Origin of the sequence: Laceyella putida, from assembly GCF_042665195.1 — a bacterium.
Taxonomy (GTDB): Bacteria; Bacillota; Bacilli; order Thermoactinomycetales; family Thermoactinomycetaceae; genus Laceyella; species Laceyella putida.
In genome coordinates this window covers 201,537-224,731 of record NZ_JBHTBW010000006.1, presented here as the reverse complement: position 1 = coordinate 224,731, position 23,195 = coordinate 201,537, and the positions used below count along the sequence as shown (strand labels likewise).

Sequence of the window (23,195 nt, the reverse complement as noted above, 5' to 3'; positions counted from 1 at the left end):
TTTTTTGTTCATCTTTCCGACGAAAAATGTTCACATTTAAACGCGGATAAAGATTATGAATCCTACGAATGAATTGAATAGGAAGATCACTCCGAATGGGAAAGGAGATTCAAATCATGTACATGAAAAAAGTGGCGGTCAGCACGGCTTTATTCTCATTGTTATTTTCACTGACGCCTGTGGCCGCATTGGCTGCTGAAGAGGCACCCGCTCCCGCCGATGCGGCGACAGAAGCGCCGATTCCGGTGAAGGAAGCAGACACACCAACCGCCACCCCGGAAAAATCAACCGAGCATACAACCAAACCGACGGAAAACAAGGAAACTTATGATCAACCGGTTACCACGCCTCCGACGCCAACCAATCCGGGATCAAATGAGCCTGAAGAGCCAACGGAAGAACCGGAGCCTAAACCAGAACCCACATTGAGCGTGAAGGCAAGCGTGGGCAAAGAGACGATCAGTGTCACCGCAACCATTTCCCACGGGGAAGAAGTGGATGGCACGTATGTCTTCCAAATGGGAGATAAGAAAGTGGAAAAAGAGGCCGTTGGCACCGAGGCGACGGCTGAATTTGCGGCCACGCCGGGTACCCACAAGATCGAAGTCACCTTTGTGGGGAAGATTGACGGGGAAGAGAAAACCCTCTCCGACAGCACCACGGTAGAAGTGAAAGATACCAAGCCGCCAGTGAAGCCCGTATTCGCCGCTGACTTGGTTGATGCGGGTGATGCGGTTCAAGTTGTCGCCAATATCAAACATGCCGAAGCGGTGGAAGGAAAGTGGTATGCGATTCTTTTTGACGCCAAAGGCAGAGAGGTAGATGCGAGAGAAGGCGGGGACAGCAGCTCTTTCACCGCTTCCTTCTCCATCGATGCGCTGGAACCCGGTGAATATACCATCATTGTCGGATTTCTCGGCGTGGTGAATGGTGAAGAAGTTGATTTTGATGAAGAGCTGTTCTTTGAAGTCGTGGAAGAGGATCCACAACCTCAGGACCCGCAAGACCCCAACAGTCCCGACCAAGGTGATGACGGGGATAAAGGAGTCAACATCGGAGACGATGGAGACGATGAGGACAGTTCGGATAAAGTGGATAACGCCAAAGGCGGTCCGCTGCCAAAAACGGACACCGCTTATCCTGTGGGTGCCATGGCGGGTGCCGCATTGCTTTCGGCAGGTCTCTTGTATACGCGTTTCCGTCGTCAAGCATAATCATTATGGATAGGAAGAAAGTCTAGCGTCCCATTGGGATGCTGGGCTTTTTGTTTGGATGGGGGCACCGTGTCGCCGCTTTTTTGCATTGGTTGGTTGACTTCAACCGTTTTTTGGATAAAATAGTTGTACGAGAAACATAGGGGTTTTGTGGACTTCGCCCTGAGGGAAGGATGTGTCCAGGTTGAAAGACAACCTCGTTTTAGAAAAGATCAAAGAAACGTCGATGGTTGATCTAGCGTACGAGTTGCTCAAGCAAAAAGGCGACGCAATGCAATATAGAGACATCATGGCGGATGTAGCGAAGAAAAAAGAGTTTACCCAAGAAGAAGTGGAAAATTACATTGCCCAACTGTATACGGAAATCAACATTGACGGGCGTTTCGTCTGTGTCGGCAGAGGAACATGGGGCTTGAGGGAATGGTATTCGACTGAACAGGCAACCGATTCCGCAGTCGCCATGAATGTGAAAGATGATTACTTGGACGATGATTTGGAAGATGAATTGTTCGAAGCCGACGATGAGGATTTTGCAAACGGAAACCTGGATGAACTGGATGAAATCGATGTGCCTTATGCCGAGGATGACGAAGCCCCATTCGAAGCGGAAGAAACATTGGATGAGGCAGACGCGGACGAAGACGAGGAAGAAGAGCTTTAATCCTTGACAAATAAAGGTACGTAAGATAAATTATTTTTTGGGCTCATTATGTACGGAAATGAAGAGCGCCCCTTAAAATTGGGGGCGCTCTTTTCTATTTTATGGAGATTAGGGGCATCCTTAGAGGTAGGAGGAAGATAAATATGGCTAAATATATTTTTGTGACTGGAGGTGTGGCGTCCTCCCTCGGCAAAGGAATCACCGCTTCCGCATTGGGACGCCTGCTCAAAAATCGCGGATTAAAAGTAACGATTCAAAAATTCGACCCTTATATCAACGTGGACCCTGGAACGATGAGTCCTTATCAGCACGGGGAAGTGTTTGTGACGGACGACGGGGCGGAGACGGATTTGGACCTTGGCCATTATGAGCGTTTTATTGATATTAATCTGAGCAAAAATAGCAACGTAACCACAGGGAAAATATATTCCGCCGTGATTAACAAAGAACGTCGCGGGGATTATTTGGGCGGAACGGTTCAGGTGATTCCGCACATCACCAATGAAATCAAAGATCGCGTGTTCCGCGCAGCTCGTGAGACGGGCGCTGACGTTGTCATCACCGAAATCGGGGGGACCGTTGGCGATATCGAGAGCTTGCCTTTCTTGGAAGCCATTCGCCAAATCAAAAGCGATGTGGGGCGCCAAAATGTCATGTACATCCACTGCACCTTGGTGCCGCTGATGAAAGCGAGCGGCGAGTTGAAAACCAAGCCGACCCAACACTCGGTCAAAGAACTGCGCAGCATCGGGATTCAACCCAATGTGATCGTTTGCCGGACGGAATATCCTTTGGCGGAAGAGATTAAACGGAAAATCGCCCTCTTCTGTGACATTGACCGCGAAGCCGTGATTGAAATGCGTGACGCCGAAACGTTATATGAAGTGCCGCTGATGGCGCAGGAACAAGGATTTGACCAAATTGTGGTCGACCATCTCGGTTTGACTTGTGGCGAAGCGGATATGAGCGATTGGATTAAGCTCGTCAATAAAGTAAAAAACTTAACGCATACCACCCGCATTGCCATTGTCGGCAAATACGTCGCGTTGCACGACGCATATATGAGTGTGGTGGAAGCCCTGCGCCATGCCGGGTTTGAACGCGATACCGATATTGAAGTGAAGTGGGTCAACGCGGAAGAAGTCACCGATCAAAACGCCGCTGACCTGTTGAAGGATGTTGACGGGATTCTGGTGCCAGGCGGATTTGGCGATCGCGGCATCGAAGGGAAAATCGCCGCCACCCGCTATGCGCGCGAGAATAATGTCCCCTTCTTGGGGATTTGTTTGGGCATGCAGATGGCTTGTGTGGAGGGGGCGCGTCATTTGCTGCAGCTCGAAGGGGCGAACAGTTCGGAAATCGACCCATCCACGCCTTATCCCATCATCGACATTCTGCCGGAGCAAAAGGAAATCGAAGAAAAAGGCGGTACCATGCGCCTCGGCCTTTATCCATGCAAATTGGAGCCCGGCAGTGTGGCCCATCAAGCGTATGGCACCGACTTGGTATACGAGCGCCATCGCCATCGGTATGAGTTTAACAATGAGTACCGTGAAGCGATGGAAAACGTGGGCTACCGTTTCTCCGGCACTTCTCCGGACGGACGCTTGGTGGAGATCGTGGAATACATCAAACATCAATGGTTTGTCGCGTCCCAGTTCCATCCGGAATTCATTTCCCGTCCTAACCGTCCACAGCCGCTCTTCCGTGGTTTTGTGACGGCGGCGTTAAATGCCAAGCTGAAAGAGCATGTGAATGCATGATTCGGATTTTGTTTTGAATAGAAAAACCCAGTTGAGTAGAGTGGTATTCTACTTAACTGGGTTTCTTTTATATTGATCACTTAGGGCGTGTCTGGCAAATTAAGTTGACCACTTATCAGACACGGCCTAGAAGCTTACGCGGCGCTTTAAGTGTGGCTGCAGCTTGAGATACAGGGGAGCGAAGATGGCGGCGACCAAAATGCCTTTGATCAAGTTGAAAGGGGCAATGCCAAACATGATTAAGGCAAATTTCTGCGAGCCGGTTACTGTCCAATGGATCAGCTTGCTATAGAGCGGGAAGAAAACGTACCAGTTGGCCGCAGTCATGACGATCGCGCTGATTACCGTGGCGGTGGCCAAGCCGTAAATCAGTCCTTTCATTTCTCCCGCTTTGCGCGCGATGATGGAGGTGACAATGACAAAGACACTGCCGGCGAGGAAGTTGGACAGTTGCCCGACAGGGATGATGCCAGTCTCGCTGCCGGTGAAGAGAAAATGAAGGAAGTTCTTGAAGAATTCCACCAGCACCCCTGCCAACGGTCCATAGAGAAGGCCGGCAATGAGCGCGGGAACTTCACTAAAATCGATTTTTAAGAACGCGGGAAAGCCGGGTAGTGGAAACTCCAGCTTTTGCAATAAAAAAGCACTTCCCGCCATTAAGGATAGAAAAATCATTTTCGTCAATGGTTGTGATCGTTGCATCAGAACACTCTCCTTAATATTGTGTCTCTGATGACAACGGGTACGAAGGTGGAAAAGTTAAAACCCCGAAGATGGCGGTTCGCATCTCCGGGGTATGGGAAAGAAAGGTGCATCAACCTGCATATTCACGGTGGGCAGACTCCCCCCTGGGTTCATGTACCTCGTTTTTTCGTACACGTCATCATCCTTCTCCCATCCAGACTATACTGTCGGCTTCGGATTTGCACCGAATCCACCGCTATCTAAGCGGGTCACGGGCTGAGGAGAACGCTTTTCTCCATCACCGCCGGTCGGGAATTTCACCCTGCCCCGAAGGATATCCCTATATCATAGTCTTCCATTCCTCGCGTTTTTATTATAAATGACTCGCCCCCGATGGGGAAGGGGATCTAAAGAATCCGCTTCAGCGTCGCCATAGTAAAGAAAATTCAGTATAATGGAATTAATCCATCGATGGGAGGTGGCTTGGATGGAGCCCAAATTGCAACACCATCCCGAACAGCCGACGAAGCGGACAGAGAAGCCGGAAACGGCGTGGCGCCATATCTTATCCTTTGTTTGGATGATTCTCTTCACTGCGATCGCTTTCTACGTGGTGGGAGAGCAAATGCTTGACCCTACGTCCACTTTCTGGGTGCTGATCATTTTGGCGGCGATTCAAGTCGCATTGCAACTCTTCACTTTCATGCACTTAAACCAAAAAGGATATGGCATCGTCATTCTTTTTTTCGCGCTGGGGTTGCTGATCGCGGTGGTGTCCGCTGTCGGTGTGGTATTGATGTAAGCGGTTGCAATGGGGTTGGGCAAGCAAAGGGTTTGCTTGCCTTTTGGCGCATGATCCTTCAGCCAAGTGGTATCCTAAGAATGGAAACCGTAACCGAGGGTGAAGTGAGGGAAGGGCAACATGCAACTAGTTCATGCGCATGAGGAACAATTGGCTGAGATCATGGAGATTTATCGCAACGTTGTACAGATGATGAACAAACAAGGGATTTACCAATGGGCCGAAGATTACCCCAATGAAGATGTGTTAAAAAACGATATCGCGAAGGGGAATCTCTATACCCTGTTGGATGAGGGACAGATCGCCGCCATTGTGGCATTGGATCAGGAATTTGAACCTGAGTATGAACAGATTCCTTGGCAAGATCAATCAGGGCGCTTCTTGGTCGTTCATCGGCTGTGCGTCAATCCGGACAACCAAGGGAAAGGCGTTTCCCGCATCCTGATGCAAGAGATCGAACGGTTTGCCAGAGAACACGGATATGCCAGCATTCGTTTGGATACGCAAATGGCCAACGAAAAGGCCATGCGGTTGTATGATGTGAATGGGTTTGAACAGAGGGGAACGTTTCATTTCCCCGGCAGTGACAAGCCCCATATGGCCTACGAGAAGCTGATTGGCTAACAGAGGCAACCTTCACGATGCGGAAGGTTGCCTCTGTTGATTGGGTTCGTTTTTTCAGCCTCGGTCCGCCCGTTGCCTCTCTTGGTAAATGGACAAGGCGCTGTATACGGCTTTGAGCAGTGGGAGCTTCGCATCCTTTGGCGCCAACTGGAGCAATGCGCCATGGAAATGGTCTGTTTCGACGGGTTCCCCTTTTTCCATATCCCTTAACATGGAGGATTTCATGTTTGGCGAAAGGGATTCGAGCGAAGCGAGGATGAGCGACGAGAGATCCGGCGAGATGGAGGGTTCGTAATGACGGGCGATGGAGATGATTTCATCCAAAAGCCCTCGGTACGTTTCCTTGCCGCAAGGGGATTCGAATATGGGTCCGATGCTACTGTTCATCAAGCATGTCATCCCGCTCATCGCGCTGATGAATATGTATTTTTTCCACATTTCCACGCTGATTTGTTCGCTGGGCCGGGCGTGGCACTTGGCATGCTCAAACAGTGCGGCGATTGCTTTTACTCTATCTGAAACTTTGCCATCTAATTCGCCGAAAACAAGGTCGTGCGCCTGGCTGTATTGTTCCACTTCTCCTTGCGCGTTTAGGGTTGACTCAATAAAGCACAGACCGCCCAGGATTTTGTCGGAACCAAAACGTTCTTGCAAAAGTTTAATATGCTTTATGCCATTGAGCAGGGGCAGAATCGTCGTCTTTTCTCCGACATATGGAGCCAGGTCACGCAGTGTCTGCTCCAAATGATAGGCTTTAACGGATAGAAGAATAAGATCAAAAGATGGGGCGTCTTGACCGGCGAGGAGCGTTTGCACTTTCAACCTGGCGTCGCCGTTCACGCTCTTGATCACCAAGCCATGGCGATCCAATTGCTCTTTCCTCCGCTTGCGCACCAAAAAGGTGACATCTTCCCCCTTCTCCGCCAATCTGCCGCCATAATAACCGCCGACCGCGCCAGCGCCAATCACTAATACGCGCATCAACATCATCCTTTGCTGTGAGATTGATTCGGGTTTTCCGTTAATTATCGTAATGCACTTGCACACTCATGTCTTTCATAAACGACTCAAATTGGTAAGGGACACTGTGGAGCCCGAGCGCATGCCAACCGCGGCTGGGCTCCCACCGCAGGTAAACCTGAACCGCCTCCATGATTTTCTTCCTGTCCTGTGGGTTGATGAGCTTCAAGGGAACCACTTTGACCGGCAGCCGGTATTTGGTAAAGCGCGCTTTATAAATGGAGAGAAAATAAACCGTATCGATGGGCTTGATCTTTCCTTCTTGTTCATATCGCGCCATCATTTGCCCCAAAAACGCGTGATCGCGGTGATAATCAAAACGGCTCATGGTCCTGAAGATGGCATGGGGATAACGGGACAAAAATTCATCATACACTTGGCGCACAGCTTGTTCCGTAAAGCGTCCGTTGATCAAGTCATACACATGCACGTGATTTCTGGGGATGCCGAGGTGGTCCGCTACCGCATGAAATTCTTTGACACGGTCCCGGGCCAGATCTTCGGTGCTGTAATACCCATCCGGATCATTGATTTCGTTGGCGCTGTGGTAAGTATTGTGCCAAACGCAATAGACGGGGATCTTGATCACTTTGCCCTTTTTCGTCACCTCACGAAAACCATTGATCACAAAGCGGGCGCCACTATGCTCTCCACGGCTCATCAGCACGAGGTGGATATCATAGCCCATTCGTTGGTGGTTGACGATATCCGGGGCCATTGATAACACTTCGTCATCTGCATGGGGCACAAAATAGATGACCACGGGCTTTGGTTTTGGCTTTTCGGTATGGACGATGCGGGGCGCGGGCCGGTTTTGCGCAGACACGATTTTGCCAAGAGAGACGCCAAGGATGGCTAATGTGATGAAAGTGAAAGTCAAAAAGAACGTCATCCCACGCTTTTGTTTCAATCCAGCTCGATTCATGCCCATCTTCCTTTTCCCCCAAAACAGATCAAGTATTCCGTTAACCGGATTAGGGGTAAAATTCAAAAACTTATCATTATTAATCATAATCCATTTCTAGGAAGAGGGGAATGACAAATCATGACAAAAAATCGTGCTCATTTGATCAAAAACATGCAGGAAACGGAAACAAGCCTTTCGTGGCGGCGTCAAATTCAACATCCGCCTTCATGAACCGAAGCCTGGTAAGCTTCAACGGGCACTGCATAAAAAAGAAGTTCCCCTCTGTTGTTGCTCGGGAACTTCTTTGCTTCAATAATGCATGACCATGGTTTTATCTTGGAAATAAGAATCAAATTGTTGCGGAACGCTATGGTAACCAAGTGCCCACCAACCTTGTTGAGGCTCCCATAAGCTATACACTTCCGCCGCATGCTGGAGACGTTCGCCGTCTTCTTTCGTCATCGGCCCCACTTTCAGCAACTTCACGGCAAGTTGGCCGTACTTGGTGAAGCGGGATTTATAGATTGAGAGGAAATAAGCCGTATCCGTGGGCTTGATTTTCCCTTCTTTTTCATACTCCATAAGAACCTTGCCCATCATGGCATGGTCAGGATGATAATCGTATGGACTCAACGTGCGGAAGATCGCATGGGGATAGCGCGAGAGATATTCGTCATAGATGGCGCGAAGCCCCTCTTCCGTAAAATGGCCGTTGACCAAGTCATAGGTATGAGTGTTTTCCTTGGGAACGCCCAAGCGTCGGGCGACTTCATAGAATTCGCGAATCCGTGCCTCGCCAAACTCTTTCGTATCCACATAATGATCCGGATCATTCAATTCATCGGCGCTGTGATAGGTATTGTGCCAACGGCAGAATACGGGGTTCTTCACTTTCTTTTTCCCTTGCCACACTTCCCGGAACCCGTTGATCACGAAGCGAGCCCCGCTGTGTTCTCCAGGACTGGCCAGAACGAGTTGAATCTCATAACCCATGCGCTGGTGATTCACGATATCAGCGCCCATGGCAAGCAGTTCATCGTCCGCGTGCGGCACCAAATAGATCGCGACGGGTTTGGGTTTGGGGGTGCTGGTATCAACGATTTTTTGGGGTGTGTTCTCTGCGGACACAACAGACACCAATGAACATCCCAACAAGGAAAGAGTGAGGATGGAGAAGGCAGCGAATAGCTTGAGCCGTAAGCTGATTTTGCGATAAGACTGATTCATGCCCATCTTCCTTCATTTCTAAATTTATATATGATGATAGCGATGCTATGTTTAAGGAAGAGAGATTAAGTCTACTCAATCATAATACATTATAAAGGGAATGGCGATGACAAGATAATGACAATAAATAAGTTTATTATTAAACAAACATAGGCCGTTCTCATTTGCTGGAGAACGGCCTATGTTTCCAAACGTTGCTTCAGACATCTCAGTTGCTTGATATGGTTGGTTCGGGTAGGCAGAAAGGTGAGAAATTCCTTTGGTTTCGCAATCACCGTGCGGGAATGGACGGCGCAATTCAAGTGCAACCGGCAACTTTGGGTGGTCAGCGGTTCCAAACGATAGATTGTTTCTTCGATGAGGGGGCCATTGTTTAATCTCAAGCCATAAACATGGGGTTGATAATATTCAACCACTTCCCCATCCAGTTCCCACTCGGTTTTGCCGTTACGGTAAGTTTGGGTGAACCGGATTCCAACCGGATTTTCCGGATTGTACAGTTCCAGCCATTTTGTCTCTTTCAGTCCCGTTTTCCATTGTTGTTGTTTTTGAGGGTCTACCAACCAATCAAATGCTTCTTTGATGGCGACGTTTAATTGGATTTGATAGGTAAAACGCATGGTTCTCCTCCTTCATTGCTGGGATCGATCCGGTATGGCGCCACCGGGGACAAATCGGACCTGTGCATCCTTAAATAGATTACCATGTTCGTGATTTGATATAAAACCTGAAAACATGGGAACGATTTTTATATTTTTGTGAGCGAGAAAACCCCTGGATTTATCTATGGAATGAGGGCAAGTATCGGACGAGGGAGGGTTCATCCCTTTCGTAAGCCCACTCCTTTTCGACCTTTAGGTATTTTGAATAATTGTTTTAAAAATAAGAAATAAGTGACTGAATTGCGAACTGTTCAAAGTGACCGAAATATCGTAATATGATTGTGAGGATCATGTTGTTTTTGTCCAAAATAGCGATGGATTGGATTGCCCAAGAATTCCCTTCGTTCACGCATGGGGAGTGTCAAATTTTTTCAGTTCTTTGCAGGAAATAGAGTTACAGATAAAAAATAATAGTCATATATATTCACCTGGATTAACCTATTTGCCCATTATGAGAAAATTCAGGGGGAAGGGAGGAGATCATGGCTAATGGCAAATAAGAAGGTGTTGGTGGTCGATGACCAATATGGGATTCGATTACTGCTCAAAGAAGTATTTTCCAAGGACCAAATACATATTTATCAAGCATCCAATGGGAAACAAGCGCTGGAGATCATCCAGAAGGAAAAACCAGATCTCATCCTGCTTGATATGAAAATGCCGGGAATGGATGGCTTGGAACTGCTCCGCCGTCTACGCAAGTTCGATACCGAGGCCAAAGTGATCATGATGACGGCTTATGGGGAATTGGACATGGTGGCCGAAGCCAGTCGTTTGGGGGCGCTCACTCATTTCACCAAGCCGTTTGACATTGAGGAATTGCGTTCGGAAGTGATCCGTCAATTGGCTTCCTAATCAGCGGGGGAAAGAGGGATGCACCATGATTGAAACCAAAATCCGCTTGCGCCTCAGCCAAGCAGATGCGCATTATGGCGGGAATTTAGTTGATGGCGCCAAGATCATGTCGCTGTTTGGCGATGTGGCCACGGAGATTTTGATCCGCCACGACGGGGACGAGGGCCTGTTTGTCGCTTACGATATGGCGGAGTTTTTGGCTCCGGTTTATGCCGGTGACTTTATTGAGGCGATCGGCCGCTTGGAGAAAGTCGGGAATACCAGTAGGAAAATGTCGTTTGAAGCTTACAAAGTGATTGAAGCGGGGACAGATCCCGCCCGCCCGTATGTTGCGCGCGTACTTCAACAGCCCCTTTTGGTTGCCCGTGCTTCCGGCACGTGTGTCGTACCAAAAGGAAGATAGGCTGGTTTTTTTTGTGTTGGGAGGGAGATGAATCATGCAAAAGTTAGTGATCACAGCGGCGCTGGTAGGAGCGGAAGTGACCAAGGCGGATACGCCCCATTTGCCGGTGACGCCGGAAGAGATAGTGGCAGCGGCGGTGGAGGCGCATGAAGCGGGCGCCTCCATCATTCACCTTCATGTGCGGGATGCGGAGGGAAAACCGACGCAAGATAAGGCCGTATATCGGAAAGTGATGGAGGAGATCGAGCGGCAAACCGATGCGATCATTCAAGTTTCCACGGGCGGGGCGGTCGGCATGTCACCGGAGGAACGAATGCAACCGCTGTCACTCCGTCCGGAAATGGCCACGCTCACGACAGGCACGGTCAATTTTGGCGATGGGGTCTTTATGAACACGCCAGAGCAACTGCTGTTGTTTGCGGAGGAGTTTGAGCGGTATGGCGTGCGTCCCGAATTTGAGGTTTTTGATGTGGGCATGGTGGCCAATGCGATGCGTTTGGTGGAGCGCGGATTTTTTACGGGACATCTTCATTTTGATTTCGTGATGGGGGTGCCCGGAGCCATTCCTGCAACGGCGGAAAACTTGTTGCACTTGATCCGGCAGTTGCCGGAAGGGGCCACCTGGAGCGTGGCGGGAGTGGGTCGCGCCCAGTTGCCAATGGCAACACTTGGCATTCTTTTGGGGGGGCATGTTCGCGTGGGATTGGAGGATAATATTTATTATAGAAAAGGGGAGTTGGCCACCAACACCCAATTGGTGCAGAGAGTGGTGCGGTTAGCCGAAGAGTTGGGACGGAAGATTGCCTCGCCCCAGGAAGCCCGGCAGATGCTCCATCTGACACGGAGTAAATTTTATTAATTAGTGATTACCCATTTTGAATCTGTAGTGATATAATGTCGAATTGACGAAAATAGTTTACTTTTAGAAGGAGGCTATCATATGCCGCTCGTGTCAATGAACCATTTTTTACCTCGCGCCAAACAAGAAGGGTTTGCTGTGGGGCAGTTTAATGTAAATAACCTGGAATATTTCCAAGCGATTATCGAAGCTGCCAAAGAAGAGCGCTCTCCGCTGATTTTCGGTGCGAGCGAAGGTGCCATCCGTTACATCGGACTGAATAACGTCGTTGCCCTCGCCAAAGTGGCTGCTGATGAATCGGGTCTGCCTGTCGCTCTGCACTTGGACCATGGCAGCAGTTTTGATGTAGTAATGAAATGTATCCGCGCCGGTTTCTCCTCCGTGATGTTTGACGGTTCCCACTACTCGTTTGAAGAAAATATCCGTTTGACCAAAAAAGTGGTAGAAGCTGCTCATGCTGTCGGTGTTTCCGTTGAAGGTGAGCTGGGCACCATCGGCGGGGTGGAAGATGACCTCGATGTGGCGGAAGAGGATGCAACCTTGGCCAATCCGGAAGAAGCGATTCGTTTCTGGGAAGAAACCCGTGTGGACGCGGTGGCAATCGCAGTCGGTACCGCTCATGGTATGTACAAAGGCGAGCCGAAAATCCGCTACGACATCATCGAAAAAGTGGCCAGCAAAATCGAGGCGCCGATCGTATTGCACGGGGGTTCCGGTGTGCCGGATGAATCCATCAAAAAAGCGATTTCTTATGGTGTGGGCAAAATCAACGTAAACACCGAAAACCAAGTGGCCCAAGTGCAAGTGATCCGCGAATTGCTCGATAAAAATCCCGATATGATCGACCCACGCAAATACTTAGGTCCTTCTCGTGAAGCGATTAAAGAAGTAGTCAAAGGCAAAATGCGCCTGTTCGGAAGCTCCGGCAAAGCGTAAGTTTATCGTCAAATTTGGCAAGAATAGGTTTAACCCAAAACTCAGCTTCAAAACAAAGGGGTTGGAGTCGTCAACGACTCGCCGCCTACGTTGATAAGTAGATGGGAGCTTGTAACGATCCAGTCGTAGAAACGTTTTTTGACTCCGGCCTTCCATTGATGTTGCATCAGTGCAGGTTGACAGCAAAGGTACTCATCGGTTTTCTCTTGCCATTCCCATTCGGCACATATGTTCGATGTTCCTGCACTATAAAAATGTTGTTGCTCCAAGCTCCTTACAAAGGGGATGCCGAGCAATGTCACCATTCCTTCTCGACCTAAGAAGTCGAGGTATGATCCCTGGGAGGCGATTTTGATGAAGTTTTTCTTGGATACCGCCATTGTGGATGAGATTCGCCAAGTGAACGAATGGGGCTTGCTGGCTGGGGTCACCACCAATCCCAGCTTAGTGGCTAAATCCGGGCGGGTCTTTGAAGAAGTGCTCACCGAGATTCTCGCGATTGTGGATGGGCCGGTCAGCGCCGAAGTGATGAGCCGTGAGGCCCAGGGCATGATCGAGGAGGGTGAAAAGTTTGCCCGTCTTTCGGAAAATGTGACTATCAAAATTCCCATGACCATTGAGGGATTAAAAGCGGTTCACCATTTTTCCAAAAAAGGGATTAAAACGAATGTGACCTTGATTTTCTCAGCGAACCAAGCGCTCATGGCCGCTCGGGCTGGGGCTACCTTTGTCAGTCCCTTTGTCGGGCGACTGGATGACATCAGCCAAGAAGGCATGCAATTGATTGAGCAAGTAGCCACCATATTTGACATGCATGATATTCCCACTGAAATCATCGCCGCCAGCATCCGACACCCGATGCATGTGACGCAAGCGGCCCTTGCCGGTAGCCATATCGCCACGCTGCCCTACAAAGTGTTGGAACAGATGGTGCGCCATCCCCTGACAGATCAAGGGATTGAGAAGTTTGAAGCTGATTGGAAAAATGCATTGAAAGGCTAATGAATCAAACCATCGTTGGTACGAGGTATGATTTCTATCGATTTTACTATGGCGTGTCTGATAAATAAGTCGATGGCTTCAAAACCGTTTTCCTCGTCGCTTCACTTGTCCTTCGGTGCTCATCGGGAAAAGGTTTTTCCGCTGCCTCCCATTGGTTAACTTGATTTGCCAGACACGCCCCAGCCTTTCTTGGCGAGCGTATGATGCGAGCTTAGGTCAAGTCGGTACTCCGCATGACGGAGTTTCCATTTTGTGTGTTTGTGGCTAGCCCAATCGTTTGCTGAAGCAAAGGGTTGTTTGAGCTGATGAGCGATTGGGCATACCAATGAATAGAGACAACTTGAACTGGAAAAAGAATCTTGTTCTTCTTGGAAAAGGATTTTCCGCTTGAGGAGCGAAGATATTTCATATAGATTCACAAGTGAAACAAATGTTTATGAACATCTCTCTTTGTTTTCTGCTAAATTAAAGTAGTTGGGGGTACTAATGAAAGGTTAAAGCGTTAACGGTTACTGGGCAGAAACTTTTTCCCTTCTGTCTTCTTACAACCTACCCTTAATCCGGACTTTCCAAGGATCTCCTGTGAACATTTTCCTCTCTACCAACATCGGCGCGAGATTGTTGTGCCGTCGTAAAATCATTTGCCATTTCCCCTTATCACCATGTGAGTCAATTAAATCAGGTGCAGACCATAACGGGACCATTCGAAGCAAGGAGTGGTAACCAATCCCGCTTCTTTTCTGTCGTCATCGTAGCCGATTCGCAAGCGGTGAAATCCGGCTTGCTTGTTAAGAGCGCGACAGGAAGACAAGGATTCACCTCCGTTTGCCGTGAGCGGCTGATAGATTGGAAGATTGGAAGATTGGAAGATGGGAGTGTCACATGTTCGACAAATGTGTTACTCTAATCATATACTTGTGACATACTAATGTGTGAGGGGATAACTTATGGCAATGATGGAACGAAGCTTAACGATGGAACTGGTTCGGGTAACGGAAGCGGCAGCACTTGCCTCCGCACGCTGGATGGGCTTTGGCAAGAAAGATGAAGCCGATGGAGCAGCGACTGAGGCGATGCGCAAGGTGTTTGATACCATTCCGATGCGGGGCACAGTCGTCATTGGTGAAGGGGAAATGGATGAAGCGCCGATGTTGTACATTGGGGAGCGCCTCGGATTGGGTTATTTGCCGGAACTGGATGTGGCGGTGGACCCGCTTGAAGGAACCAACATCGTCGCCAAAGGGCTATGGAACGCCATCTCCGTTGTCGCGGTGGCTGATCGGGGATGTTTGTTGCATGCGCCCGACATGTACATGGATAAGATTGCGGTTGGACCGAAAGCGGTCGGATTGGTCGATCTTGACGCACCAGTGATTGACAATTTGAAAGCGGTGGCACGGGCGACAGGGAAGGATATGGATGATCTTGTCGCAGTCGTGCTTGATCGTCCTCGTCATGCCAAGTTGATTGAGGAGATACGAAATGCCGGGGCTCGGATCAAGCTCATTCCCGATGGGGATGTGGCGGCGGCGATTCATACGGGATTTCCGGATACGGGAGTCGATATCTTGTTTGGTTCTGGGGGAGCGCCAGAGGGAGTCTTGGCCGCGGTGGCGCTCAAATGCTTGGGCGGTGAGATTCAAGGACGTTTGCTGCCGGAAAATGAGGAACAGGTGGAGCGCTGTCTGAAAATGGGCATTGAAGATCCCAATAAGGTGTTGCGTATGGAAGATCTCGTCAAAGGGGATGATGCCATCTTTGCGGCGACAGGGGTAACCGATGGGGAGTTGCTGAAAGGTGTGCGTTATCAAGGGAGCTTAGCCAAAACGCATTCGTTGGTGATGCGTGCGAAAACAGGAACCGTACGTTTTATGGATGGTACCCATCGACTTGAGAAAAAACCAAATCTTGTTTTATAATACCCTTCTTCCTCTTTTTATCCGGAGGGAGGGATGAAACTAAAATCGAGTGGTGATGGTACCCATGGAGCTCACCTTGAGCGAATTGGAGAATCGCCGGTTGGTCGACTTGTACAAACTGGCAAAAGAATATCAAATTCCTTATTATTCGCAGATGAAAAAGAAAGAACTGATTTTTGCTATTTTGAAAGCCAAGGCGGAGCAAGATGGTCTGATGTTTATGGAAGGCGTGCTCGATGTTTTGCCTGAAGGGTACGGCTTTTTGCGTCCGATCAATTTCCTCCCCTCTTCGGAAGACATTTACATTTCCGCTTCGCAGATACGCCGCTTTGATCTGCGTTCCGGTGACTTGGTGTCGGGGAAAGTGCGCCCGCCCAAAGAAAATGAACGCTACTTCGGCTTGCTTCATGTGGAAGCGGTCAATGGTGAAGATCCCAACATTGCGGCTGAGCGCTTGCACTTTGCGGCATTAACGCCTCTCTACCCGGAACGGCGCATGATCCTGGAGACGACGGCGGAGCGGATATCCACACGGATGATGGATCTGATTGCGCCGGTGGGTTTGGGGCAACGCGGCTTGATTGTGGCCCAGCCCAAGGCCGGAAAAACCATGTTGTTGAAAGAGATCGCGAACAGCATCACTGAGAATTATCCAGACATTGAACTGTTTGTGCTGTTGATTGACGAGCGTCCTGAAGAAGTGACCGATATGCAACGTTCCGTCAAAGCGGAAGTGGTGAGTTCCACTTTTGACGAACTCCCTGAAAACCATATCAAAGTGGCCGAATTGGTGTTGGAGCGGGCGCAACGTTTGGTCGAGCATAAGAAAGATGTGGTGATTCTGCTCGACAGCATCACCCGGTTGGCCCGGGCGTATAACTTGGTTATTCCGCCAAGCGGCCGCACGTTGTCCGGGGGGATTGATCCGGCGGCGCTCCATCGTCCCAAACGTTTCTTTGGGGCGGCCCGCAATGTGGAAGAAGGCGGAAGTCTGACGATCTTGGCGACGGCATTGGTTGAAACGGGTTCACGCATGGATGATGTGATCTATGAAGAATTTAAAGGGACGGGAAACCTGGAGTTGCATCTGGATCGCAAGTTGGCCGAACGCCGGATTTTCCCCGCGATCGATATTCGCCGATCCGGCACACGGCGTGAAGAATTGCTTATGAGCAAGACGGAGTTGGAAAAACTGTGGGCTTTACGAAAGTCGATCAACGATACGCCGGATTATGCGGAAGCCCTTGTCAAACGTTTGAAACATACGAAAACCAATGAAGAATTCCTTAACTCCTTAGAGCTGAAATCTCCTCGTCAAACCACGCCCGTTTCCTAAACTTCTCATTTCTTGACATATCAATCAGATACCTCACATAAAGATGAAACCGGGTGGGTTATACACCCTACACTTTCATCTTTTTGTGAGGTGCTGACATGTCTTCCAAACGTGCATTGTTGGCTTCTTCCCTCGCTGTTACCACATCGGCTTCTTGGATGTTTGGAACAGACAAACATCCGGTTGTCTCCGCGGAGATGCTGGAGGGGGCTGATGCGGACCCGGAGCAGAAACAGATAGCTGAGGAAGCGATCTATCAATATCTTAATCCGGTTGTGGCGGTGGCTGAAGGGAATTTGGCTGCCAGGGTGGAGACCAAACCGCTGGTATATCAAGTCAAACAAGGGGACACGTTATTTCAGATCGGCCGGTTCTTTGGCATTGACTATCAAGTGATTGCCCAAATGAACCAGTTACCCGATCCCGACCGGTTAGACATGGGGCTAAAGTTAACCATTCCCCTTACCAAAAAATGGGTCAGACTCAAGCAAGGGGATTCGATTGGGCGGTTAGCCAAAGAGTTTCGGACGACGCCTGACTTGATCCGCTATCTCAATCCGGAACTGTACGATGCCGAACTCACTTACATCGGTCAATTGATTGCCGTTCCCATGCCATTGGCGGATCTGCCGAAGCCATTCAAACTGGTGCCCAAAGATCATAAGCGCTTCTCTCGATTGGCGACGACACCCGCATTGCGGCCGCCTGGGGCATTTGTGTTCCATTGGCCCGTCACCGGACAGGTTACAAGCAATTTCGGTTGGCGCAATGGTCGACAACATAAAGGGATCGATATCTGGAGCCCCGCCAAACAGAAGGCGGAGATCCATGCCTCGCTCAGCGGTGTGGTCATCCAAGCGGGATACGCAAATGGTTACGGAAATTTGGTGGTGGTGGAACATGGGGGTGGCTGGGTCACATATTATGCGCATCTAAGCCGGATTACGGTGGGGAAAGGTGAGCAGGTCGCCACAGGTCAAGTTTTGGGCTATATGGGCATGACGGGCCGGGCGACCGGATATCATTTGCATTTTGAAGTGCGCAAAGAAGATAAAGCGATTAATCCGCTGCGTGTCTTAAGATAATGGGTATTCATCCATCCTTTGTGAACAGACATCACCTTGCCTCCAACCGCTAACCATGCTATAATGTTGCAGTGATTTTCAAGAAATTGTGCGAATAACTTCTCCGCATTCGTGCGGGGAGTGAGTCACAGATGGAATGGCTAGGAAAAGAGGTGAAAAGCATGAAAGCAGGAGTTCATCCGGCATACAGAATGACGACTGTTACCTGTGCATGTGGAAATACATTTGAAACCGGATCTACCGTTGAGAACTTGAAAGTGGACGTATGTTCCGAATGCCATCCTTTCTTTACCGGTAAACAAAAAATGGTAAACGCGGGTGGTCGTGTAGACCGTTTCAAAAAGAAATACAACCTCAAATAATGAGATGGTTGGCCTTCAAAATGCCAGGCAAGCGGAACGTTGGAAGCTTGCCTTTTTTGTTTGGGAGAATCGATCCAGGGGTTATCCTGGATTTTTTTGTTGCGGCAAAACTTGTAACTATCCGTTTGCGATGAGATCGGTTAAAATGACATTTTGTAACGAACACGAACGGGAGGAACGAGAGTGAAAAGCGAACGGCTTTACATCAAGCGCCAAGGTTGGATCGAGATCGTCTGTGGAGGCATGTTTTCGGGGAAGAGTGAAGAGTTGATCCGCCGGATTCGGCGTGCCAAAATCGCCAAGCTACACGTCATGGCATTTAAACCGGCCATCGATGATCGCTATCACAGCGAGGCGATTGCCTCTCATAATGGATTGATCGCAGATGCCCAACCAGTCAAAAGCGCTTCAGAGATTATGTCGCTGATCACGCCGGAGGTGGATGTCGTCGCAATCGACGAAGTCCAGTTTTTTGAGCCGGAGATTGTGGAAATCTGCCAAGACTTGGCCGATCAAGGAAAACGGGTGATTTGTGCGGGCCTTGATCAAGATTTCCGCGGGAAGCCTTTTGGTCCCACCCCTTTCTTACTCGCGGTTGCGGAGTATGTGACCAAGCTGCAAGCGATTTGTGTGATATGCGGTGCTCCGGCCAGCCGAACCCAACGGCTGATCAATGGCCGGCCCGCAGCGGTGAATGACCCGGTGATCCAAGTGGGGGCATCTGAACAATATGAAGCGCGTTGCCGCCATTGCCATGAATTGGTTGTGCGTTGAATGAAAAATCTCAACACGCCCGCAGGCTGGTGTTGAGATTTTTTGTGCCCCTTGCCGTTATGCCACCAACATGAGAACCAGGCCAAGGGTGATGTTATATGTAGCGTGGATGACCATGCTTAACGTCGTATTGACCCTGTTGCGGGCAAAGGCGAGGGCCAACGCCACGAAGAAGATCATCAGGGTGGAGAGGCTCAATCCATAGTTCGCGTGAACCAAGGCGAATAAGATGCTGGTGTAAATCACGCCAAACCGTGGCAGGAGCGCCCCGCGAAAGATGATTTCTTCACCCAAGGCGGCGGCCAGTCCCAGGGTCAACACGCCGGGGATGGACCCGAAAAGAGGGCCCAACATTTTGTTGGTCAACTCATCAACGTTCTGGTCGACGACGGGGCCGAAATGCGTTTCCACCAAAGTGATGATGGCTGGCAATAAGGTGAGCGCCACCCCGATGCCCACGCCCGCAAGGACTTGCTTGGATGAGAGGGGACGCAAGCCCAGGCGGTCCAGCGCTTCTCTCCAGGAACGGCGGGATAGCCAACCGATCCCGATGAATCCGAGCATGGCAAATAAGACGTTTTGCGACCAGATCGAAGCGAACGTGTAGGCGGCTTCGACGGTGGGTGCCGTTGCTTCATTGATAAGACTGAGCCCGATGGCCACGGTGATGAGGATTTGCATCCAGATGACCATGCTGAAGGACAAGGCCATCGTTTGCACCCGATGGGCGGGATCTAAAGGAAGCCACCTGGCCAGGTATCGGCGGATGGCCGGGATGAGAAACAGGATGCCCAAAAGAGAGGGAAGCCATAAACCCAACCCAATGAAATCATGTTGTTTGACAAAGTGCGCGAGGACGCGTTCCGAGTAGATCCCCTCAAGTGAACGGGCGAACTGTTCGCCTTGGAAATGCGCGATAAGGCCGAATAAGAAGGTGATAACAAAACCAAGGCCGAGCAGCATATAAAGAATAAAGGCAAATTCTTTGCCCCGTCCCGGATTTGTCGCGCAGCGTGGGCGTTCGGCGAGATTGGCCAGATAGAACAAAGCGATTATCGGGCCAAACATCACAAGATTTTCTAATATCGCTGTAGTGGCTTCGATCATGGTTTTGTGTTCTCCCTTTAATTTTTCTGTCATTTCCTTTCATCATAACATTATCATCTGAAGGATGTCTTTGGTTTCTTCCAAAAAAGGGTTGGGTTATGGTACAATCAAATGACGCGATGAGGGAATCGGATAACATTTAGCGTTTGCAAAATGGCGGGGATCAATGAACGGAAGCGAGGGGCTCGTATCCAACGCGACAGCGGACCGCCATGGGCATCGATTAATGATATATGGGAGTGAGAGCAGTGTTAGATCGTTTGGAGGCGATTCATCAGCGCTATGAAGAACTGAGCCGCTTGCTATGCGATCCCGAAGTGATCAACGACAGCAAGAAATTGCGGGAATATTCCAAGGAACAATCGGGATTGGAAGAGAAAAACCAAGCGTATCTGGAATATAAAAGCGTGGTTGAACAATTGCGCGACGCAAAGGCGATGTTGGAAGAAAAGCTGGATGACGAGATGCGCGATTTGGTTAAGATGGAGATTGATGAGTTATCTGAGCGCAAGGAAGAGCTGGAAGAAAAAATCAAAATTCTTCTCTTGCCCAAAGACCCCAATGATGAGAAAAACGTGATCGTGGAGATCCGCGGGGCCGCCGGTGGTGATGAGGCGGCGCTGTTCGCGTCCAACTTGTACCGGATGTATACCCGTTATGCGGAGCGCCAAGGCTGGAAAGTGGAGCTGCTGGAAGCCAATGCGACGGGGTTGGGTGGCTTTAAAGAGGTGGTCTTCTCCATTCAGGGGCGTGGCGCATACAGCCGCTTGAAGTACGAAAGCGGCGCCCATCGTGTGCAACGCGTACCCGAAACGGAATCAGGCGGACGAATCCACACTTCGACGGCGACGGTTGCGGTGTTGCCGGAGGCGGAAGAAGTGGAAATCGAGATTCATGAGAAAGACTTGCGGATTGATACCTTCTGTTCCAGCGGGCCGGGGGGGCAGAGCGTAAACACGACGCAATCAGCGGTGCGGATCACCCACATTCCAACAGGGATCGTGGTTTCTTGCCAAGATGAGAAATCGCAAAACAGCAATAAGGATAAAGCGATGCGTGTCTTGCGGGCGCGCCTGTACGACATCAAGCAACAGGAGGAGAACGCCAAACTGGCCGACGCCCGTCGCAATGCGGTGGGGACGGGTGACCGCAGTGAACGGATTCGCACTTATAACTTCCCGCAAAGCCGGGTGACGGATCATCGCATCGGCCTGACCCTGCATAAGTTGGACTTGATTTTGGATGGCGATTTACAGGAAGTGATCGATGCCTTGATCCTGCATGAACAGACCGAGCTGTTGCAAAAAGCGGCGCAGTGAACCGAGTAGCCGAAGGAGTCAGAGGGATGGAAACAGGATATACGATTCAGGAAGCCTACCGTCGGGCTTCTTCTTTTTTACAAGAGCGCGGTGGTGGGGAGAGTGCGGCATTTGAGGCGGAGTTGCTGATGCGGCGATTGCTCGGGATGGATCGGACGCGATTTTTTGCTCGTTTCTCGGAGCCGTTTCCCCAGGACCGGGCGGGAGAGCTGGCGGCATGGCTTGAACGCCGGGCGTCTGGCGAGCCTTTGCAATACATTGTGGGAGATCAAGAGTTTTATGGCCGGGTGTTTCGGGTCAATCCCGCGGTTCTCATTCCCCGGCCGGAAACGGAACTGCTGGTCGAGACCGTGTTGCAGGAGGCCGAGCAGCGGTTTTCCAACGATGCGCTCAGTGTGGTCGATGTGGGGACGGGCAGCGGGGCCATTGCGGTGACCTTGGCTTTGGAAAAACCGACATGGCACTTGACCGCGATTGACCTGTCGCTGTCCGCGCTGAAAGTGGCCCAAGCCAATGCGGAGGCGCATGGGGTCAGAGAGAAAATCTGTTGGCTTCAGGGCGATTTATTGGCACCGCTGGGGGCGGAACTATCCCAAGTCGATATTCTGGTCTCTAATCCGCCGTATATTCCTTCTCGGACGGTCCAAACGTTGGAGAAGCAGGTGCGTGCGTTTGAACCCCATCTCGCGCTGGATGGGGGCGACGATGGGCTTGACCCGTACCGCCGGATGGTGGAAACCCTGGCACGGGTGGAAGCGGGGCCACAGTTGGTTTGCTTTGAGATTGGGGCGGATCAAGGCGAGGCGGTGGCGGCGTTATTGGCTTCCATCTGCCAAGAAGTCTTGGTGAAACAAGACCTGGCGGGCTTGGACCGGATGGTCGTCGGGTGGCGCCCCGCAGTAGGGTGAAAATTACAAAAACATGTATAAACCGGCTCCCTTTCTGTCCATACTTTGGGTAGGGACAAGGGGGAGGAAAACAAAATGCGCAAATGGACTATTTTTTTATTTTTATTGAGCGGTGTGGCTTTATGGTCTTTTATCTATGCGGGACATGCGGAGATGGTGTCGATGCCGTCCCAGCCCAATCCGGGGCAACCGGCTAAGGAGATTCCCAAGCAGGCGATCCGGCTCCGCATTTTGGCCAATAGTGACCAATTGGAAGATCAGTGGTTAAAAAGAAAAGTGCGCGATCAAGTGGTGAAAGAGATCCAAGCATGGGCCAAACGCCCGGACGATATCAGGGAAGCACGGCAGATGATTCGATCCCGTTTGCCTCGTTTTCAGGCATTGGCCAAACAAACCATTCGCCGATACGGCTATGATTACCCGGTGAAAGTCGATTTTGGACAGGTGCCGTTTCCCACCAAATTGTATGGGGAAAAGGTCTATCCGGCGGGTGATTATGAAGCGCTGCGGATCACGATTGGGCAGGGAAAAGGGGAGAATTGGTGGTGTGTGCTGTTTCCGCCTTTATGCTTTATCGACATGAGCAACGGGGATGCGGTGGAGCAGTCTTCCGAGTCATTGTCCGCTTCGCTGAAACCGACGCAACCGTCCTTGCCCAAAGAAGAGAAAGTACAAGTCCGGTTTTTCCTGCTGGACCAATTGTTGAAGAGATGACGATCCGGCCATGAAGCGCCTGTTTTTTTTGTTCTATCGGGCTTGCCTCCGT

25 protein-coding genes and 1 riboswitch are annotated in these 23,195 nt (G+C 50.2%); of the genes, 18 read left to right on the top strand and 7 right to left on the bottom strand.

Annotation, left to right across the window (positions count from 1 at the left end):
* Positions 1 to 116: 116 nt before the first annotated feature.
* The 3 genes from ACFQNG_RS02830 (at position 117) to ACFQNG_RS02820 (ending at position 3,638) form a co-directional block, all read left to right on the top strand.
* Positions 117 to 1,214 carry an LPXTG cell wall anchor domain-containing protein gene (locus ACFQNG_RS02830; RefSeq protein ID WP_379863314.1) on the top strand — a complete coding sequence of 366 codons (1,098 nt, stop codon included), beginning with the start codon at positions 117 to 119 and terminating at the stop codon, positions 1,212 to 1,214.
* 184 nt (positions 1,215 to 1,398) lie between these two features.
* Complete coding sequence (gene rpoE, locus ACFQNG_RS02825) at positions 1,399 to 1,875, top strand: DNA-directed RNA polymerase subunit delta (protein WP_379863313.1); 477 nt, start codon at positions 1,399 to 1,401, stop codon at positions 1,873 to 1,875.
* 143 nt (positions 1,876 to 2,018) lie between these two features.
* Positions 2,019 to 3,638, top strand: coding sequence for a CTP synthase (locus ACFQNG_RS02820; RefSeq protein WP_379863312.1), 1,620 nt, complete (start codon positions 2,019 to 2,021; stop codon positions 3,636 to 3,638).
* A gap of 126 nt (positions 3,639 to 3,764) precedes the next feature.
* On the opposite strand, the gene ACFQNG_RS02815 is transcribed toward ACFQNG_RS02820, so the two are convergent.
* Positions 3,765 to 4,340 (bottom strand): ECF transporter S component, encoded by a 576-nt coding sequence (locus ACFQNG_RS02815; RefSeq protein WP_379863311.1) that lies wholly within the window; start codon positions 4,338 to 4,340, stop codon positions 3,765 to 3,767.
* Positions 4,341 to 4,520: 180 nt separating this feature from the next.
* A riboswitch (FMN riboswitch) is annotated at positions 4,521 to 4,661 on the bottom strand.
* 148 nt (positions 4,662 to 4,809) lie between these two features.
* Here ACFQNG_RS02815 and ACFQNG_RS02810 point away from each other — a divergent pair.
* Both ACFQNG_RS02810 and ACFQNG_RS02805 read left to right on the top strand, forming a co-directional pair.
* Entirely contained in the window at positions 4,810 to 5,124 is a 315-nt protein-coding gene (locus ACFQNG_RS02810) for a cytochrome C oxidase subunit IV family protein (protein WP_379863310.1), read from the top strand.
* Between the two features lie 120 nt (positions 5,125 to 5,244).
* The gene (locus tag ACFQNG_RS02805; protein ID WP_379863309.1) at positions 5,245 to 5,748 is read left to right on the top strand and encodes a GNAT family N-acetyltransferase; all 504 of its coding nucleotides are present in this window, start codon (positions 5,245 to 5,247) and stop codon (positions 5,746 to 5,748) included.
* Between the two features lie 54 nt (positions 5,749 to 5,802).
* Here the strand turns inward: ACFQNG_RS02805 and ACFQNG_RS02800 are convergent, their stop codons facing one another.
* The 4 genes from ACFQNG_RS02800 to ACFQNG_RS02785 all read right to left on the bottom strand — a co-directional run bounded on the left by ACFQNG_RS02800 (position 5,803) and on the right by ACFQNG_RS02785 (position 9,522).
* Positions 5,803 to 6,729: a ketopantoate reductase family protein gene (locus tag ACFQNG_RS02800; protein ID WP_379863308.1), complete on the bottom strand. Its 927-nt coding sequence runs from the start codon at positions 6,727 to 6,729 to the stop codon at positions 5,803 to 5,805.
* A gap of 40 nt (positions 6,730 to 6,769) precedes the next feature.
* Positions 6,770 to 7,699 carry a PIG-L deacetylase family protein gene (locus tag ACFQNG_RS02795; RefSeq protein WP_379863307.1) on the bottom strand — a complete coding sequence of 310 codons (930 nt, stop codon included), beginning with the start codon at positions 7,697 to 7,699 and terminating at the stop codon, positions 6,770 to 6,772.
* A gap of 285 nt (positions 7,700 to 7,984) precedes the next feature.
* Positions 7,985 to 8,902, bottom strand: coding sequence for a PIG-L deacetylase family protein (locus tag ACFQNG_RS02790; protein ID WP_379863306.1), 918 nt, complete (start codon positions 8,900 to 8,902; stop codon positions 7,985 to 7,987).
* A gap of 179 nt (positions 8,903 to 9,081) precedes the next feature.
* The gene (locus ACFQNG_RS02785) at positions 9,082 to 9,522 is read right to left on the bottom strand and encodes an SRPBCC family protein (protein WP_379863305.1); all 441 of its coding nucleotides are present in this window, start codon (positions 9,520 to 9,522) and stop codon (positions 9,082 to 9,084) included.
* A gap of 531 nt (positions 9,523 to 10,053) precedes the next feature.
* Here ACFQNG_RS02785 and ACFQNG_RS02780 point away from each other — a divergent pair.
* The 5 genes from ACFQNG_RS02780 (at position 10,054) to fsa (ending at position 13,619) form a co-directional block, all read left to right on the top strand.
* On the top strand, positions 10,054 to 10,419 hold the full coding sequence (locus ACFQNG_RS02780) for a response regulator (protein ID WP_379863304.1): 366 nt from the start codon (positions 10,054 to 10,056) through the stop codon (positions 10,417 to 10,419).
* Positions 10,420 to 10,444: 25 nt separating this feature from the next.
* The gene (gene kal, locus ACFQNG_RS02775) at positions 10,445 to 10,822 is read left to right on the top strand and encodes a 3-aminobutyryl-CoA ammonia lyase (protein WP_379863302.1); all 378 of its coding nucleotides are present in this window, start codon (positions 10,445 to 10,447) and stop codon (positions 10,820 to 10,822) included.
* Positions 10,823 to 10,856: 34 nt separating this feature from the next.
* The gene (kce, locus tag ACFQNG_RS02770) at positions 10,857 to 11,681 is read left to right on the top strand and encodes a 3-keto-5-aminohexanoate cleavage enzyme (RefSeq protein WP_379863301.1); all 825 of its coding nucleotides are present in this window, start codon (positions 10,857 to 10,859) and stop codon (positions 11,679 to 11,681) included.
* An 81-nt stretch (positions 11,682 to 11,762) separates the two neighbouring features.
* On the top strand, positions 11,763 to 12,617 hold the full coding sequence (gene fba, locus ACFQNG_RS02765; RefSeq protein WP_379863300.1) for a class II fructose-1,6-bisphosphate aldolase: 855 nt from the start codon (positions 11,763 to 11,765) through the stop codon (positions 12,615 to 12,617).
* Positions 12,618 to 12,971: 354 nt separating this feature from the next.
* Positions 12,972 to 13,619 carry a fructose-6-phosphate aldolase gene (gene fsa / locus ACFQNG_RS02760; RefSeq protein ID WP_379863299.1) on the top strand — a complete coding sequence of 216 codons (648 nt, stop codon included), beginning with the start codon at positions 12,972 to 12,974 and terminating at the stop codon, positions 13,617 to 13,619.
* Positions 13,620 to 14,292: 673 nt separating this feature from the next.
* Here fsa and ACFQNG_RS02755 read toward each other — a convergent pair.
* Positions 14,293 to 14,430 carry a hypothetical protein gene (locus ACFQNG_RS02755; RefSeq protein WP_379863298.1) on the bottom strand — a complete coding sequence of 46 codons (138 nt, stop codon included), beginning with the start codon at positions 14,428 to 14,430 and terminating at the stop codon, positions 14,293 to 14,295.
* A 145-nt stretch (positions 14,431 to 14,575) separates the two neighbouring features.
* On the opposite strand from ACFQNG_RS02755, the gene glpX reads away from it, so the two are divergent.
* The 5 genes from glpX to ACFQNG_RS02730 all read left to right on the top strand — a co-directional run bounded on the left by glpX (position 14,576) and on the right by ACFQNG_RS02730 (position 19,095).
* Positions 14,576 to 15,538 (top strand): class II fructose-bisphosphatase, encoded by a 963-nt coding sequence (gene glpX / locus ACFQNG_RS02750; RefSeq protein ID WP_379863474.1) that lies wholly within the window; start codon positions 14,576 to 14,578, stop codon positions 15,536 to 15,538.
* 64 nt (positions 15,539 to 15,602) lie between these two features.
* Positions 15,603 to 16,874: a transcription termination factor Rho gene (rho, locus tag ACFQNG_RS02745; RefSeq protein ID WP_379863297.1), complete on the top strand. Its 1,272-nt coding sequence runs from the start codon at positions 15,603 to 15,605 to the stop codon at positions 16,872 to 16,874.
* 98 nt (positions 16,875 to 16,972) lie between these two features.
* Complete coding sequence (locus tag ACFQNG_RS02740) at positions 16,973 to 17,959, top strand: peptidoglycan DD-metalloendopeptidase family protein (RefSeq protein WP_379863296.1); 987 nt, start codon at positions 16,973 to 16,975, stop codon at positions 17,957 to 17,959.
* Positions 17,960 to 18,120: 161 nt separating this feature from the next.
* Positions 18,121 to 18,321, top strand: coding sequence for a 50S ribosomal protein L31 (gene rpmE / locus ACFQNG_RS02735; protein WP_379863473.1), 201 nt, complete (start codon positions 18,121 to 18,123; stop codon positions 18,319 to 18,321).
* Between the two features lie 183 nt (positions 18,322 to 18,504).
* Positions 18,505 to 19,095, top strand: coding sequence for a thymidine kinase (locus tag ACFQNG_RS02730; protein ID WP_379863295.1), 591 nt, complete (start codon positions 18,505 to 18,507; stop codon positions 19,093 to 19,095).
* A 57-nt stretch (positions 19,096 to 19,152) separates the two neighbouring features.
* Here the strand turns inward: ACFQNG_RS02730 and ACFQNG_RS02725 are convergent, their stop codons facing one another.
* Positions 19,153 to 20,202, bottom strand: a complete 1,050-nt coding sequence (locus ACFQNG_RS02725) for a CPBP family intramembrane glutamic endopeptidase (RefSeq protein ID WP_379863293.1) — start codon at positions 20,200 to 20,202, stop codon at positions 19,153 to 19,155.
* Between the two features lie 248 nt (positions 20,203 to 20,450).
* Here ACFQNG_RS02725 and prfA point away from each other — a divergent pair, with 248 nt between their 5' ends.
* From prfA to spoIIR, 3 genes are all read left to right on the top strand, one after another.
* Complete coding sequence (gene prfA, locus ACFQNG_RS02720) at positions 20,451 to 21,521, top strand: peptide chain release factor 1 (RefSeq protein ID WP_379863292.1); 1,071 nt, start codon at positions 20,451 to 20,453, stop codon at positions 21,519 to 21,521.
* A gap of 26 nt (positions 21,522 to 21,547) precedes the next feature.
* Entirely contained in the window at positions 21,548 to 22,429 is an 882-nt protein-coding gene (prmC, locus tag ACFQNG_RS02715; RefSeq protein WP_379863291.1) for a peptide chain release factor N(5)-glutamine methyltransferase, read from the top strand.
* A gap of 75 nt (positions 22,430 to 22,504) precedes the next feature.
* The gene (spoIIR, locus tag ACFQNG_RS02710; protein ID WP_379863290.1) at positions 22,505 to 23,143 is read left to right on the top strand and encodes a stage II sporulation protein R; all 639 of its coding nucleotides are present in this window, start codon (positions 22,505 to 22,507) and stop codon (positions 23,141 to 23,143) included.
* Positions 23,144 to 23,195: the final 52 nt, after the last annotated feature.

Bases quoted from the DNA above. Each gene is read 5' to 3' on its own strand.
- ACFQNG_RS02830 (WP_379863314.1), top strand. From the start codon at position 117: ATGTACATGAAAAAAGTGGCGGTCAGCACGGCTTTATTCTCATTGTTA.
- ACFQNG_RS02820 (WP_379863312.1), top strand. From the start codon at position 2,019: ATGGCTAAATATATTTTTGTGACTGGAGGTGTGGCGTCCTCCCTCGGC.
- ACFQNG_RS02815 (WP_379863311.1), bottom strand. From the start codon at position 4,340: ATGCAACGATCACAACCATTGACGAAAATGATTTTTCTATCCTTAATG.
- ACFQNG_RS02810 (WP_379863310.1), top strand. From the start codon at position 4,810: ATGGAGCCCAAATTGCAACACCATCCCGAACAGCCGACGAAGCGGACA.
- ACFQNG_RS02805 (WP_379863309.1), top strand. From the start codon at position 5,245: ATGCAACTAGTTCATGCGCATGAGGAACAATTGGCTGAGATCATGGAG.
- ACFQNG_RS02800 (WP_379863308.1), bottom strand. From the start codon at position 6,729: ATGCGCGTATTAGTGATTGGCGCTGGCGCGGTCGGCGGTTATTATGGC.
- ACFQNG_RS02795 (WP_379863307.1), bottom strand. From the start codon at position 7,699: ATGGGCATGAATCGAGCTGGATTGAAACAAAAGCGTGGGATGACGTTC.
- ACFQNG_RS02790 (WP_379863306.1), bottom strand. From the start codon at position 8,902: ATGAATCAGTCTTATCGCAAAATCAGCTTACGGCTCAAGCTATTCGCT.
- ACFQNG_RS02785 (WP_379863305.1), bottom strand. From the start codon at position 9,522: ATGCGTTTTACCTATCAAATCCAATTAAACGTCGCCATCAAAGAAGCA.
- ACFQNG_RS02780 (WP_379863304.1), top strand. From the start codon at position 10,054: ATGGCAAATAAGAAGGTGTTGGTGGTCGATGACCAATATGGGATTCGA.
- kal (WP_379863302.1), top strand. From the start codon at position 10,445: ATGATTGAAACCAAAATCCGCTTGCGCCTCAGCCAAGCAGATGCGCAT.
- kce (WP_379863301.1), top strand. From the start codon at position 10,857: ATGCAAAAGTTAGTGATCACAGCGGCGCTGGTAGGAGCGGAAGTGACC.
- fba (WP_379863300.1), top strand. From the start codon at position 11,763: ATGCCGCTCGTGTCAATGAACCATTTTTTACCTCGCGCCAAACAAGAA.
- fsa (WP_379863299.1), top strand. From the start codon at position 12,972: ATGAAGTTTTTCTTGGATACCGCCATTGTGGATGAGATTCGCCAAGTG.
- glpX (WP_379863474.1), top strand. From the start codon at position 14,576: ATGGAACGAAGCTTAACGATGGAACTGGTTCGGGTAACGGAAGCGGCA.
- rho (WP_379863297.1), top strand. From the start codon at position 15,603: ATGGAGCTCACCTTGAGCGAATTGGAGAATCGCCGGTTGGTCGACTTG.
- ACFQNG_RS02740 (WP_379863296.1), top strand. From the start codon at position 16,973: ATGTCTTCCAAACGTGCATTGTTGGCTTCTTCCCTCGCTGTTACCACA.
- rpmE (WP_379863473.1), top strand. From the start codon at position 18,121: ATGAAAGCAGGAGTTCATCCGGCATACAGAATGACGACTGTTACCTGT.
- ACFQNG_RS02725 (WP_379863293.1), bottom strand. From the start codon at position 20,202: ATGATCGAAGCCACTACAGCGATATTAGAAAATCTTGTGATGTTTGGC.
- prmC (WP_379863291.1), top strand. From the start codon at position 21,548: ATGGAAACAGGATATACGATTCAGGAAGCCTACCGTCGGGCTTCTTCT.
- spoIIR (WP_379863290.1), top strand. From the start codon at position 22,505: ATGCGCAAATGGACTATTTTTTTATTTTTATTGAGCGGTGTGGCTTTA.